Raw genomic sequence first — 14,029 nt, 5'->3', positions numbered from 1 at the left:
TGCAACGCAGATTCGGCGAATTAGCTTGCGTGCGCTTCCTTCCTCAGGGCTTCCCCGATCTAGTGTACGGTGTTGCCCGTCAGGTTAGCGCATGGATCGAAGCGTCATTTGCCCACCAACTGGCCACACCGGCACGGCCGGATTAGGCCTCGAGGAAGTCCAGGGCCTTTTCCACGAAGGCGCCGTGATACTGAAAAATGGCCGTATGCCCGCCGTCCTCGTACAGGACCAGTTCGGCATTGGGGAAGCGTCGTGCCAGGTCGACGGAATTGCTGGTGGGCACCATTCTGTCGTGATCGCCATTCACCACGAGCACCGGGTGCCGGACACGCGATAGGTCGGCAGGGCGCTCAAGGCCAAAGGCACGGACTGCCTTGAGCTGCTGGCTGAAAGCGCCGAGGGCGATGGGCTTGTCGCGGTCATTGGTCCGTTCCTTCAAGCGCTGCAGAAACTCGCGCGCCGCCTTCTTGCCGTTGGGGCTTTGGGTGAAGAAGAGGTAGTTCTTTGGGTCCCTGATGGTCAGCGCGGCGCGGATCATGTCGAAGATGGTGACGAACGTCACCCTGTCGATGCCGGTACCCCCGGCTGGGCCGGTTCCCGCGAGGATGATCTTGCGAACCAGATTAGGCTCCAGCTGAACAATCGCCTGGGCGATGAAGCCGCCAAGAGATAGGCCGAGCAGATCGACCTGCTCGAAGCCGAGGGCCCGGATGAAGGCGATCGCGTCGCGGGCCATCGCCTCCACCGTGTTGGGAGTGGACCCGCCTGATGCGCCAACACCACGGTTATCGAAGGTGATAACGCGCCGTTTTGCGGCAATGCCATCGACGACCCGGGGATCCCAATTGTCGAGTACCGCACTCAGATGAGTAAGGAAGATCACCGGTACCCCGGTTGTGGGCCCGAGTTCCCGGTAGGCGAATTTCGTACCGCCGACGTCGACCGTTTTCGTCGGCACGTCCCTGTGTTTGATGATCGCGGCAGGTCGCGACAGATGATGCACGTTCATGATGGTTTCCTTTCTTCCGGCTTGCCGTTCTCGTGGGGCTGGAGCAACGCCTTCGCCGCCACCGCGCCAGCCTCAAGAATGCGATCGGACAGTTCGGTTCCGTTCACCGCTCGGGACAGCTCAAGCGTGCCGATCAGAGTCGCGAAGACACCGAATGCGACAGCCTCGGGATCGCGGGCGTCGGACGTAAGCTCCGCCGCTACCTGGCGTACGAGCTTGAGCAGGTGCTCGGCGTAAACTTGGCGCGTCTCGATCGGCTCACGAGCAATTTCGGGCAACAGCGCGGCTGAAGCGCAACCTTTGCCTGGATTGTCTCGGTGTTCCGCCGACAGATACGTATCGATGGCCAATGACGCGCCGCCGGCGGCCAACAGCTCCTGTATCTGGGCGGTCTGGGCCTCCAGCGCGGCCGCCAAACTCTCACGCACAAGCGCCGCCTTGGACGGAAAATGGGGATAGAAAGCTCCATTGGTCAGTCCCGCCTCGCCCATGATGCCGGCGAGACCTGATGCAGCGATGCCGTCGGAGCGAAACCGTTCGGTCGCTACATCCATGATCCGCTGCCGCGATGCTTCCCTCCTGCCTTTCTCGTAGCGCATGTCTTTCTCCTTCGATCAGCTATTGCATTACGACCATATTATCATTAAGTGACCATAATGCAATAGGGCGACGCATCTGAGATGTCGACCTGGCTCTAGGTCTCCTCAATTTAGGAAAGCTGCAATGAAGGCCTTCATCGTCGATCGATATGCAAAGAAAGCTCGCCTCCGGTTTGGAGAGGTTCCAGAGCCGGAAGCAGGGGAGAATGACGTGCTGGTGCAGATCCATGCCGCCAGCGTCAATCTGCTGGACTCCAAGATCAGGGATGGAGAGTTCAAACTCATCCTGCCCTATCGCCGGCCCTTCGTTGCAGGCCATGACCTGGCAGGAACGGTCATTCGCGTCGGCTCGAAAGTCCGACAGTTCAAACCGGGCGACGAGGTCTATGCGCGAGCGCGCGACGGTCAAATCGGAGCGTTCGCTGAATACATCGCCATTAATGATGCCGACGTGGCCTTGAAGCCAAAAAACCTCAGCATGGAAGAGGCTGCGTCCATTCCCCTGGTGGGGCTGACCGCCTGGCAGGCGCTGGTTGAAAGAGCGAAGCTGAAGAAAGGACAGAAGGTCTTCATTCAGGCCGGCTCCGGTGGAGTGGGGACATTCGCCATTCAATTGGCAAAGCACCTCGGCGCGACGGTCGCCACGACAACAAGCGCGTCGAACACGGATATGGTCAGGAAGCTGGGCGCCGATGTCATTGTCGACTACAAGAAGGATGACTTCGAGAAAGTGCTTTCGGGCTACGATGTCGTCCTGACTAGCCAGGACAACAAGACCCTCGAAAAGTCCCTGCGTGTGTTGAAGCCAGGTGGCGTCGCCGTTTCGATCTCCGGTCCGCCCGATTCTGGGTTTGCCAGGGAGAAGGGGCTGAACTGGGTGCTAAACCTGGTCATGCGCGTTTTGAGCGCAGGCATCAGGCGACGGGCGAAACGCGCAGATGTCCGATATTCGTTCCTGTTCATGGCGGCCAATGGCGGGCAGTTGACAAAAATCACGTCGCTCATCGAAACGGGCGTCATCCGCCCGGTCGTAGATCGTGTCTTTCCGCTTGAGCAGACAAACGAGGCATTGGCATACATTGAACAGGGCCGGGCCAAGGGCAAGGTTGTCATCAAGGTGAAATGAAATAGCATTTGCAATGCTTCAGGCGACAACGTCCGCTTCTGGGCGCAATGCGGGCCCAGCGAATGAGCTTGCGCGTGCTTCCTCCACAGCCCTACGTCAACCTAATGCTCGATCGGTCCTTTCGGCATGACGATTGTCGTGCCGGCGGTTGTCGGACGCTCGATCATGCGGCGGACGCGCGGCGGCTCGTCGCCGCTGTGCAGCGCCCGCACGCGCTCGCCGACAACGGCGTCGGCATGGGTGGCCCGCTTGTTGTGGCGGATGTATTCGAGCCACGTCGGCGTGTGATAGTGCTCGATCCATATTGCGGGATTTTCGAGATCGCGCGCCAGCGTCCAGTTGCGGGCGCCGTCACGGCGGCGGATGCGGCCGCGTTCGGCCATGGTGGCCAGGAATTCCGGCACGTCCTCCTCGCGGATGATGTACTCGATCATGATGGCGATCGGCCCGCTGCGCAGTTTCAGGTCGAGTGCAAGATGCGGCTCCTTGAAACGGTTCAGCGGATCGAGGTTGAGCACCGCCTGCTGCGGCAAAGGCAGCAAGAGGCCGATCGCGCCGCCCGCCAGCATCGCGACGGCGGCCGCGATCAGCGCGAACTCGGCGCCATGCGAATCAGCGACGACGCCCCAAATCCAGCTGCCGAGCGCGATGCCGCCGAAAGTCGCCGTCTGGTAGACCGAGAGCACCCGGCCGACCACCCAGCGCGGCGTCGACATCTGCACCGTGACGTTGAAATGCGCCAGCGCGACCACCCAGCAGGCGCCGCCGATGAGCAGCCCGAGCGACGTTTGCCAGGCCTGATCGCTGACGGCAGCATTGAAGGCGCAGAGCGCGAAGCCGGCGAATGCCATGCGCACCATCGCCTCGCTTGACAGGATCTGCCTCAGCCGGACGCTGATCAGCGCGCCGCCGACGGCGCCGATGCCGAAAGCACCGAGCATGATGCCGTAGGTCAAGGCATCGCCCTTGACGACATTGCGCGCCACCAGCGGCAGCAGCGCCAGGACCGCGCCGGCGCTGAAGCCGAAAGCCGCACCCCTGACCAGCACCTTGCCGATATTGGGCGACATGGCGACGTAGCGCAGGCCAGCACCCATCGCCGCGCCCAGCGTCTCGCGCGGCAGTGTCGAGGCCGGCAATTCCGGCTTCCAGCGGGCCAGCACGATGATCAGCCCGACATAGCTCAATGCGTTGGCGGCAAAGGCGGCTGCGGCACCTGCGGCGGCAACGATGATGCCGCCGATCGCCGGGCCGACGCTGCGCGTCAGGTTGAAGCCCAGCGAATTGAGCGCGACGGCAGCCGGCAGCTTGGCGCGCGGCACCATGTCGCCGACAGAAGCCTGCCATGACGGGTTGTAAAGCGCCGTGCCGCTGTTGATCAGGAAGGCGAAGGCGAGCAGCGTCCACGGCGTCATCAAGCCAAGATAGGTGAACACGGTCAGCAGAACCGAGACGACCAGCATGAAGATCTGGGCAATCAACATGACCTTGCGCCGGTTGAAGCTGTCGGCGATGGCCCCGGCAACGAGCGCAAACAGCATGATCGGCAAAGTGGTCGACGCCTGGACCAGCGCAACCTGATAGGACGAGGTGGCGATCGTGGTCATCATCCAGGCGGCGCCGACGCCCTGGATCAAGCCACCGAAATTCGAAATCAGACTGGCGGACCATACGGCGCGGAAAATGCCGTGCCGGAACGGCGCCAGCGCCGAGACGCGTTCGCTGTCCGGCTCGTCGTCGATCATGGATGCTTCCCCGACTTCAAATGCTGCGTTCTTCCAGAATCGGTGCCCTCATGCCGTCCCTTAGAAGTAGAGCATGACCTCGCAAAGGGCGAACGCCTTTTCAAAGAAGATCATGGTCCAACAATAAGATAGCGGTGGCTGGGACAGGTCAGCGGCCATTCTTGCAGGCCGCGTGAAGCGCTTCGGTGCGGTCTCCGACTTTCCGTCCGCCGCGCTGCCTTCTGTCCTGGACCCACGCGAACGGCTGAGATTGGTGGGAAGCGGACTGGCGGCTTCAGGATTTTGTCTTCGATTGCAGGCATCGGCCTGCGAGCATCGCTGCGAACGACTTTTCTCAGCGAGCCAGCAACAGAAGCCGCCTGCTCCAAGAATTCGGCGCGTTGGGCAAAAATACTTAGCTACTTGACGAAGTTTTCGCTTGCGCCACCGGCAATTTGGGCGATAGTTAGCGACATGGCTAAGCATGATCCTAATCTCTCGCTGCTCTTCCACGCGCTCGCTGATCCGACCCGCCGGTCGATCCTGACCCGGCTCGCCGAAACACCTGCGCGGGTAACGGATCTGGCTGGGCCCACGGGACTGCGGCTGCCCACGGTGATGCGGCACCTTTCCGTGCTGGAGGAGGCAGGGTTGATCACCACGTCCAAGGACGGGCGGATACGCACCTGCGCTATCGTACCCGAGGCTCTGGATCCAGCGCGAACATGGCTCGATGAACAGCGCGTCATCTGGGAGGCTCGGCTCGACCGGTTGGATGCATTTGTGATGAATGTGATGAAGGAAAGCGAAGAATGACTCAGAACCTCACTACAAACAGTGCGACCCGTGCGGTGCCTGATGATAGGAAAGGCCGTTTTGCGACGCTGACCTTCGAACGGGACGTGGCCGCGCCATTGGCCGTGCTGTGGGAGGCATGGACGGCGCCGGCCGCGCGGGCGATCTGGGCTGCGCCATCGCCCTCGGTCACCGTGGAGTTTTTGGAGGCCGACACCAGGGTGGGTGGTCGCGAGATCTCGCTCTGCAAGGTAGAGGGACAGCCGGACATCCGCTGCGAGAATGGCTGGCTGGTGTTGCAGCCGGCGGTGTGCAGCGTGAACTACGAGGTGATCTCGTGCGAAGGCGTGACGCAATCAGCAGCGCTGGTGACGGCAGATCTTTCAGGCACGCACGAGCGCAGCCGGCTGGTCGTGACGGTGCAACTTTCCTCGCTGGCGCAGGACATGGAAGCAGGCTACCGGGCGGGCTTAGGCGCCGGCCTGGACAACCTCGCGGGCGCGGCCGAACGGACCATGGTGCTGCAGCGGGTGATTCAGGCGCCGCGGTCCATGGTGTGGGGCGCGTGGATGAACCCTGTAACGCTGCCGCAATGGTGGGGGCCGGAAGGCTTCTCCTGTCGAACGAAGAGGATCGACTTGCGAGCGGGCGGCGAGTGGGTATTCGACATGATCGCGTCTGACGGCACGGTCTTCCCGAACCACCATCTCTATAACGAGGTCCGGCTCGAAGAGAGGATCGGCTATACGCTGCATTGGGGCGAGAACGGGCCGAAACATGCCGACGCCTGGGCCTCGTTCGAGGATCAGGACGGGGCAACGAAGGTAACGCTGGGCATGGTATTCAGCACGGCTGCCGAGTTCCAGGAGGCGAAGGGCTTCGGTGCCGTGGAACTGGGACTGCAAACACTCGGCAAACTGGAACGCTTCGTCGCATCCCGCTGAAATGCTGCGATTTCCCGTCGGCCCGAATTAGGGCTTGTGGACGAGGTCTCCATGTCGCGCCCGTCCTCATTGGCAACGGCATCCGCCGCTTCAGTCAGAAGGCATGGAGCCGGTCAGGCTGGAGAAGACCGAGGGCTCGGAAGCGGGGCAGGTCACCAAGATGCGCTTCCGCTTTCCGGATAGGGCCGAGTTCACAAAGGGATACACGGAGAGGAGGGTTCTATGAGAAAACTGATCATATGGGACATGGTGAGCGTCGACGGCTTCTTCGAAGGTCCGGACAGGGACATCAGCTGGTTCGTCTTCGAAGAAGAGCTCGAGAACTACATTCGTGAGACCCAGGAAAACGCCGACACGCTGATCTTCGGCCGCGTGACCTACGAGCTCATGGCAGCCTATTGGCCGTCCGAGCAAGGCTGGATCGCGGATTTCATGAACAAGATCGAGAAGGTGGTCTTCTCGCGCACGCTGAAAAGCGCCGACTGGAACAACACGAGGCTCTTCAACGGCAATGTCGCGGAAGAAGTCTCCAAGCTGAAGGCCAGGGACGGCGGAGACATCTTCGTGTTCGGCAGCGCCGACCTCACGGCGACCCTGATGGAGCATGGTCTGATCGACGAATATCACCTCGGGATCAACCCCGTCATTCTCGGGAAAGGCACGCCGCTCTTCAAGGGCGGCCAGAACCGGATACGCCTGAAGCATCTCGAGACGAAGACGCTCAAGTCAGGTGTTGTCATCCTCCATTACGCGCCGGAGAGCAGACAATGACGATCGATCCACTCTTTCCCGTCAAGTAGGCCTTGTCGAAATAGGAGGGCCGGGTAAGTGGCGCGCTCCAGACGATCGGCGGCCAAGGGGCGTAGCTGCCATCACCGCTGCGCTCTCTCGGGTCGAACGCCCCGGGGCAGCCCTTTGGGCGACACGCATTACCGATCCTCGAACCCGGTCAGCACGCCGACGGCATTGATGCCGATTTCCTCGACGGCATAGCCGCCTTCCATGACGAACAGCGTCGGCAGGCCGAGCCTGGCGATGCGACGGCCAATCCTGGGATAGTCGGCGCTTTTCAGCCTGAACCTGCTGATCGGGTCCTTCTCGAAGGTGTCGACGCCGAGCGAGACGACAACGACCTCGGGAGCGTAGGCCGCAAGTTTCGCGCAGGCGTCCTCCAGCGAAGCATTCCAGCCATCCCATGCGGTGCCGAACGGCATGGGGTAGTTGACATTGAAGCCTTCGCCAGCGCCGGCGCCGCGCTCGTCGGCGTGGCCCAGGAAGAACGGATATTCGGTCATCGGGTCGCCATGCAGGTTCAGCACCTGCACGTCGTCGCGGCTGTAGAAGATCTCCTGCGTGCCGTTGCCGTGATGGTAATCGAGATCGAGGATCGAGACACGCCTGGCGCCCTGGTCGCGGAACCATTGCGCGGCAACCGCGGCGTTGTTGATGTAGCAATAGCCGCCCATGAACGCAGCACCGGCATGATGGCCGGGCGGGCGGCAGAGCGCGAAGGCTGATATCTCGCCGCACTTGACCAGAGCGGCTGCGGTCAGCGCCACATCATAGGACGACTTGATCGCCTCCCAGGTGCCTTTGACGAAGCTGGCGCCGCCGTCGAAGGAGTAAAAGCCAAGCAGCGCATCGATGGTTTGGGGGCGCACATCGCCGCGCAAGCCGCGCGTCGGCCAGGTGAAGGGGATGGCCGAGCCTGTTCGGCCCGACTCTTCCCAGAGCGGCCATACGGTCGGCAGGAAATCGATGTAGTCGCTGGTATGCACCTGTTTGGCGGCTGCGATGTCGTGGGTCTCGGGCGGCAGCACCGGGCCGAGCTTTTCGCTCTCCACCCTCGCCTTGATGAATTCGGCGCGCGAGGGCTTCTCGAAGGCCGGCACGATGGCGCCCGAAATGAGCTCGAAATTGCCGGCATGACCGGCGTGGAGAGGGGAGAAAACAGTCTTCATTTTGGCGGCCGGCTCGCTCTTCGGGTTGCGTATCCGTGGTTGACGGATTGCTTTGTGGCAGAGAGTTTCAGCGCCGCCAAGAGGCATTCCAGCCCGTTATTGTGAGTGGCAGCGGCGGCTTGCCAGACGCCAATACTCTGTTAGCCTAAGCTCAAACGGGAGAAAATTATGCCGCCATCGGCCGATCTGATCGTCGAGAACGCCAGCATATTGACGATGGATCCCGATACTCCCCGCGCCGAAGCCATAGCCATCACGGGCGGCGAAATCATTGCGATCGCAGATCGCGCGACCGCGCTGGAGCACAAGGGACCCGGCACGCGCGTCATCGACGCCGAGCGCGGCTCCGTCGTCCCCGGCTTCTTCGAAGCGCATATGCATCTTTTCGCCGGCGCGGCCGAACTCGATCATCTCCAACTGATGGGCGTCCATGGTTTCGATGCGCTTTGCGATGCTGTGCGCAACTATGCCGCAAAGCGGCCGGATCTATCCGTCCTGCAGGCGCAAGGCGCCGACTATACCATCCTGTCGGCGATGGAGCGGGTCAGTCGCCATCACCTCGACCGCATCCTGCCGGATCGGCCCTTCGTCATGGCGGCGCCCGACCACCACACAATGTGGGCGAACACCAAGGCGCTGGAACTGGCCGGCCTGCTGAGAGGCAAGCGGCTTGGTCCCGGCAATGAGATCGTCATGGGCGACGACGGGTTGGCCGGTGGCGAATTGCGCGAGGGCGAGGCTTTTGGGCCGCTGATCGCGCTGGCCGGCGAGGAGCGTGTGCGGCTCGGCCTGGCCACCGGCGGCGAGCCGGACCCGAAGCCGACGCCGGCGGAGCAGGCCTCCGACCGGGCGATCATGCGCCGCGGGCTGGAATGGTGCGCAAGACACGGCATCACGTCGATCCAGAACATGGATGGCAATTTGCACCAGCTCGAACTCTTGTCCGAGATCGAGGCCGAGGGCGGCTTGCTGTGCCGGGTGCAGGTGCCGTTCCACTACAAGAACTTCATGACGCTCGACATGCTCGACAAAGCCTCAGATATGGCTGAGCGCTATGCTGGCGAATGGCTGTCGTCGGGCATGGTCAAGGTGTTCTACGACGGCGTGCTCGATTCATGGACTGCGGTGATGGTCGAGCCCTATGCGGACCGTCCGGATTGGCTGGGCGAGCCGCTGTTCACGCCGCAGCAATTCATGGACCTTGCCGTGGCCGTGGACAGGCGCGGGCTGCAGATGGCGGTGCACTCGATTGGCGACGGCGCCGTGCGCGCCGTGCTCGACGGCTACGAGGCGGCACAAAAGGCGAATGGCAGGCGCGACAGCCGGCATCGGGTCGAGCATATCGAGGTGGTCACCGCCGCCGACATACCGCGCTTCGCAAAGCTTGGCGCCATTGCCTCGATGCAGCCGCCGCATCCGCCGGGCAGCATGGGCTTGCCGCTGGAACCAACGGTGTCGCGCATCGGGCCTGGCCGCTGGCCGCTGAGCTATGCCTGGCGGACACTGAAGAATGCCGGTGCGCGCGTCGTCTTCGCCTCCGACTGGCCGGTGTCGCCGATCGATCCGATCCTGGGCATTCAGGCGGCTGTGCTGCGCAAACCATGGGCAAAAAGCGATCCCGACCAGAGCTTCTCGTTGCATGAATCGCTAGCGGGCTACACGGTGGAGGGCGCCTATGCCGAGTTCATGGAGCACCGCAAGGGCCGCCTGAAGCCAGGCTTTATGGCCGATCTCGTGGTGCTCTCAGCCGACATCGAGGCGACCGTGCCGGAAGCGCTGCATACGGTGCGGCCGGTGACGACGATCTGCGGCGGCAAGATCACCTACCAGGCCTGACGGTGGCACGGGACTTGCGTTCTGGATCGACATTCAGATGTGTGCTTGCCAAGCCATGCGCCGTGTGCTGACAATCGAGTGGGAACTGGATCCGCCAGAAGAGCGGACACAAGAATGGGGTAATCGTGCCGGAACAACCGGGTAAAAGTGCAATTGAAGTTCGTGGCGTCCGCAAGGTCTTCGGTAGCGGGGAGTCACAGGTCGCCGCCCTCGACACGGTTTCGGTGTCGATCCGCGAGAATGAGTTCTTCACGCTGCTTGGTCCGTCCGGCTGCGGGAAGACGACGCTTTTGCGGCTGATCGCCGGCTTCGATTTCCCCAGCGCCGGCGAGATCCTGCTGCATGGCCAGGACATCGCGCCGCTGCCGCCGTTCAAGCGGCCGGTCAATACCGTGTTCCAGAACTATGCGCTGTTCCCGCATATGACGGTGGCCNAGAATATCGGCTTCGGCCTCGAAATGCTCGGCAAGCCCAAGGCCGAAGTGAAGGCGCGCGTCGCCGAGATGCTGAAGCTGGTCAAGATGGAAGCGCTGAGCAACCGCCGCACCAGCCAGATTTCCGGCGGCCAGCAGCAGCGCGTGGCGCTGGCGCGCGCCCTGGCGCCGCAGCCGAAAGTGCTGCTGCTCGACGAGCCGCTGTCGGCGCTCGACTTCAAGCTGCGCAAGGAGATGCAGATCGAGCTGAAGCGGCTGCAGCACGAGACCGGCATCACCTTCATCTTTGTCACCCATGACCAGGAAGAAGCGCTGACCATGTCGGACCGCATCGCGGTGATGTCGTCGGGCAAGATCCTGCAGGTTGGCACGCCCTGGGATATCTATGACAAGCCGGCCGAGCGCTTCGTCGCCGACTTTATCGGCGAAACCAATTTCCTGACGGCGGCCATATCAGGCATGGGCAACGGCAAGGCACGCGCAACGCTCAAATCCGGCGCGACGATCGACGCGACCGTGGCGGAAGGCTTCCAGCCAAAGGACAATGCCACCGTGGTGGTCAGGCCCGAACATGCCAAGCTGACCAGCGGCAAGGGCGACCTGTCCGGTACGGTCGAAAACATCGTCTATTTCGGCACCGACACGCACATCCATGTTCGCCTGGACAGCAGCGAGAGCTTCACCGTGCGCCAGCAGAACACGCGCAGCGCCGGCTGCGGTTTCGAGCGGGGCGACAAGGTCGGCATCTCGATCGGCAACGACGCCGCGCAAGTGCTGAGGGATTGATGGCGAGCGCGGAACAAGTCGCCAAGGATGCCGAACGCCGTGAAATCCGCGATCGCTGGCTGCTGTCGGCGCCGGCACTGGTCATCATCTTTCTCGCGGCGACCGGCCCGCTGCTGATCGTCGTGACCTATTCCTTCCTGACGCCGGGGCCGTACGGCGGCGTGGTGTGGAAATTCTCGACCGACGGCTGGCTGTCGGTGCTGATGCAGCGCGACATCTTCGACGACACTCTGGCCTTCGCCGATGCGCATTTGTCGATCTTCTGGCGCTCGGCCAAGCTGTCGTTCCTGACGACGATCCTGACGCTGCTGTTTGGCTTCCCGACCGCCTATTTCATCGCCACACGGCCGGCGCGCCAGCGCGACATCTGGCTGTTCCTGATCACCATCCCGTTCTGGACCAATCTCTTGATCCGCACCTTCGCCATCCAGGAGGTGATCCGCAACGAGGGCCTCGTCAACACGGTGCTGATCAAGCTCGGCATCATCAGCCAGCCGATCCAGATGATGTTCACCGATTTCGCGCTGATGGTCGGCATGACCTATGTCTATCTGCCGCTGATGGTGCTGCCGCTCTATGCCAGCATGGAAAAGATCGACTTCCGGCTGGTCGAGGCGGGTTACGACCTCTATGCCAACCGCTTCCAGGTGCTGAGGCGGGTCATCATCCCGCTGGTCAAGCCCGGCATCATCGCTGGCTCGATCCTTGTCTTCATCCCGGCGCTGGGCGCCTATGTCACCCCGCGCGTGCTCGGCGGGTCGAAGAATATGATGCTCGGCAATCTGATCGAGCTGCAGTTCGGGCAAGGCCGCAACTGGCCGCTCGGCTCGGCGCTGTCGCTCTCGCTGATGGCGATCGTGATGGTCGCGCTGCTCTTCTATGTCCGCTCCGTCGGGCGCCGGGGTGGCGCGCATGGCTAGCCGCTTCGATGTCCGCCGGCAGACCGGCTTCACCACCATCGCAATGATCTGCTTCTTCGCGCTGTACCTGCCGATCGTCACGCTTGTCGTCTATGCCTTCAATTCAGGCAATTCGATCGCGGTCTGGGAAGGCGTGTCGCTGCGCTGGTTCTACCAGGCCTGGAACAACAGCCAGGTCGTCGATGCCGCCATCCGGTCGCTGCAGATCGCTTTGGTCGCCGCCACCATTGCCACCATCGTCGCCACCATGGCTGCACTCGCCACGACCCGAACCAAACCCTATCCCGGCCTCGGCTTCAAATACGCCTTCATCAACCAGCCGCTGATGGTGCCGGAGATCGTCACTGCGGTGGCGCTGCTGATCTTCTTCTCGCGCATCAAGATCTGGACCGGCTATTCGGGGCTGGGCTACCTGATGGCGGCGCATACCGCCTTTTGCATTCCCTTTGCCTATCTGCCGATCCGGGCGCGGCTCGAGAGCATGGACCTGTCTTTGGAGACCGCGGCGGCCGACCTTTACGCGACACCCTGGAAGGCTTTCCGGCGCGTCACCTTTCCGCTGCTCTGGCCAGGCATCCTTGCCGGGCTGATGCTGGCCTTCGTCATTTCACTGGACGACGTCGTCATCACCGAGTTCGTCAAGTCCGGCGGCCAGGACACGTTGCCGACCTACATGCTCGGCCAGTTCCGGCGCTTTATCACGCCGGAAATCAACGCAATTTCGACGGTGTTCCTGCTGATCTCGATCTTGATCGTCACCGTCTTCTTTTTCATCAGCAGGAAAAAGGATCACGAATGACAGGAGAGATACGATGAAGTGGAAACTGACTGCGACGGCGCTCAGCGCCGCGCTGTTCGCCTCGGTGGGTCTCGCCCGCGCCGACGGCGAACTCAACATCTACAATTGGGGCAACTACACCAGCCCCGAGCTCGTCAAGAAATTCGAGGAGACATACAAGGTCAAGGTGACAGTCACCGACTACGATTCCAACGACACCGCGCTGGCCAAGATCAGGCAGGGCGGCAGCGGCTTCGATGTCGTGGTGCCCTCGGCGAGCTTCGTGCCGATCTGGATCCAGGAAGGGTTGCTCCTGGAGACAGAGCCGAACAAGATGGAGAACTTCAAGAACATGGATCCGAAATGGGTCGATGTTCCCTTCGATCCGGGCCGCAAATATACTGTGCCGTGGCAGTGGGGCACGACTGGCGTCACGGTCAACACCGCAGTCTACAAGGGCGATCCCAACACCTCGGCCATTTTTTTGGATCCGCCGCCGGAACTGGTCGGCAAGATCAACGTCGTTCCCGAAATGGCCGATGTCATGCATCTCGCCATTAGATATGTCGGCGGCGAGCCGTGCACCGGCGACAAGGAGGTGCTGAAGAAGGTGCGCGATGTGCTGGTGGCGGCCAAGCCGAAATGGATCTCCATGGACTATGGCACCGTCGAGAAGTTCGCCAAGGGCGACTTCGCCGCCAGCGTCGACTGGAACGGCGCGTCGTTTCGCTCCCGCCTGCAGAACAAGGACTTCGTCTATGGCTATCCGAAGGAGGGCTATCCGATCTTTATGGACAATCTTGCGGTGCTGAAGGACGCCAAGAACGTCGAAAACGCCAAGCTGTTCCAGAACTTCGTCATGGATCCCGAGAACGCCGCGATGATCTCGTCTTTCGCGCGCTACGCCAACGGCATCAAGGGATCGGAAGCCTTCATGCCTGAGGACATGAAAACGGCGCCGGAGGTCAACATCCCCGCCGAGTTCGCCGACAAGGGCACGTTCATGCTGACCTGCGCGCCCGACGTGCAGGCACTCTACACCAGGATCTGGACCGAACTGCAGAAGTGATCGCATCGTTGACGGACCCGGCGGCGGGCGCCGCCGGGCCCGTTTTCA

The 14,029-nt window shown here is 62.1% G+C and carries 13 protein-coding genes; 9 read left to right on the top strand and 4 right to left on the bottom strand.

The genetic code is table 11. The annotated features are described in order from the left end of the window. Positions 1 to 142: 142 nt before the first annotated feature. Together M727_RS0114055 and M727_RS0114050 are read right to left on the bottom strand one after the other, a co-directional pair. Positions 143 to 1,009: an alpha/beta hydrolase gene (locus tag M727_RS0114055; protein ID WP_036262237.1), complete on the bottom strand. Its 867-nt coding sequence runs from the start codon at positions 1,007 to 1,009 to the stop codon at positions 143 to 145. Further along, the gene (locus tag M727_RS0114050; RefSeq protein ID WP_027153214.1) at positions 1,006 to 1,608 is read right to left on the bottom strand and encodes a TetR/AcrR family transcriptional regulator; all 603 of its coding nucleotides are present in this window, start codon (positions 1,606 to 1,608) and stop codon (positions 1,006 to 1,008) included. The genes M727_RS0114055 and M727_RS0114050 overlap by 4 nt, the downstream gene beginning before the upstream one ends. Before the next feature lie 124 nt (positions 1,609 to 1,732). Here M727_RS0114050 and M727_RS0114045 point away from each other — a divergent pair, with 124 nt between their 5' ends. Next, positions 1,733 to 2,734 (top strand): NADP-dependent oxidoreductase, encoded by a 1,002-nt coding sequence (locus M727_RS0114045; protein ID WP_027153213.1) that lies wholly within the window; start codon positions 1,733 to 1,735, stop codon positions 2,732 to 2,734. A gap of 101 nt (positions 2,735 to 2,835) precedes the next feature. Here the strand turns inward: M727_RS0114045 and M727_RS0114040 are convergent, their stop codons facing one another. After that, positions 2,836 to 4,479, bottom strand: coding sequence for an MFS transporter (locus M727_RS0114040; protein ID WP_027153212.1), 1,644 nt, complete (start codon positions 4,477 to 4,479; stop codon positions 2,836 to 2,838). Positions 4,480 to 4,932: 453 nt separating this feature from the next. On the opposite strand from M727_RS0114040, the gene M727_RS0114030 reads away from it, so the two are divergent. From M727_RS0114030 to M727_RS0114015, 3 genes are all read left to right on the top strand, one after another. Then, complete coding sequence (locus tag M727_RS0114030) at positions 4,933 to 5,274, top strand: metalloregulator ArsR/SmtB family transcription factor (protein WP_027153211.1); 342 nt, start codon at positions 4,933 to 4,935, stop codon at positions 5,272 to 5,274. Beyond that, positions 5,271 to 6,197, top strand: a complete 927-nt coding sequence (locus tag M727_RS0114025) for an SRPBCC family protein (RefSeq protein WP_027153210.1) — start codon at positions 5,271 to 5,273, stop codon at positions 6,195 to 6,197. The genes M727_RS0114030 and M727_RS0114025 overlap by 4 nt, the downstream gene beginning before the upstream one ends. Before the next feature lie 222 nt (positions 6,198 to 6,419). Then, positions 6,420 to 6,968, top strand: coding sequence for a dihydrofolate reductase family protein (locus tag M727_RS0114015; RefSeq protein ID WP_027153209.1), 549 nt, complete (start codon positions 6,420 to 6,422; stop codon positions 6,966 to 6,968). Between the two features lie 158 nt (positions 6,969 to 7,126). Here M727_RS0114015 and M727_RS0114010 read toward each other — a convergent pair whose 3' ends face one another. Then, a complete protein-coding gene (locus tag M727_RS0114010; protein ID WP_027153208.1) occupies positions 7,127 to 8,158 on the bottom strand; it encodes a histone deacetylase family protein in 1,032 nt (343 codons plus the stop codon). 168 nt (positions 8,159 to 8,326) lie between these two features. Here M727_RS0114010 and M727_RS0114005 point away from each other — a divergent pair, with 168 nt between their 5' ends. The 5 genes from M727_RS0114005 (at position 8,327) to M727_RS0113985 (ending at position 13,981) form a co-directional block, all read left to right on the top strand. Beyond that, on the top strand, positions 8,327 to 9,994 hold the full coding sequence (locus tag M727_RS0114005; protein ID WP_027153207.1) for an amidohydrolase: 1,668 nt from the start codon (positions 8,327 to 8,329) through the stop codon (positions 9,992 to 9,994). 125 nt (positions 9,995 to 10,119) lie between these two features. Next, a complete protein-coding gene (locus M727_RS0114000) occupies positions 10,120 to 11,214 on the top strand; it encodes an ABC transporter ATP-binding protein (RefSeq protein WP_027153206.1) in 1,095 nt (364 codons plus the stop codon). Then, positions 11,214 to 12,134, top strand: coding sequence for an ABC transporter permease (locus tag M727_RS0113995; RefSeq protein WP_027153205.1), 921 nt, complete (start codon positions 11,214 to 11,216; stop codon positions 12,132 to 12,134). Before M727_RS0114000 ends, M727_RS0113995 begins: the two co-directional genes overlap by 1 nt. Further along, positions 12,127 to 12,933 (top strand): ABC transporter permease, encoded by an 807-nt coding sequence (locus M727_RS0113990; RefSeq protein WP_027153204.1) that lies wholly within the window; start codon positions 12,127 to 12,129, stop codon positions 12,931 to 12,933. Before M727_RS0113995 ends, M727_RS0113990 begins: the two co-directional genes overlap by 8 nt. A gap of 13 nt (positions 12,934 to 12,946) precedes the next feature. Beyond that, positions 12,947 to 13,981: an extracellular solute-binding protein gene (locus M727_RS0113985; protein ID WP_027153203.1), complete on the top strand. Its 1,035-nt coding sequence runs from the start codon at positions 12,947 to 12,949 to the stop codon at positions 13,979 to 13,981. The last annotated feature ends 48 nt before the right edge of the window (positions 13,982 to 14,029 follow it).

Source organism: Mesorhizobium sp. WSM2561 (genome assembly GCF_000513915.1).
In the GTDB taxonomy this organism is placed as follows: domain Bacteria; phylum Pseudomonadota; class Alphaproteobacteria; order Rhizobiales; family Rhizobiaceae; genus Mesorhizobium; species Mesorhizobium muleiense.
This window is presented reverse-complemented; position numbering and strand designations above follow the sequence as displayed.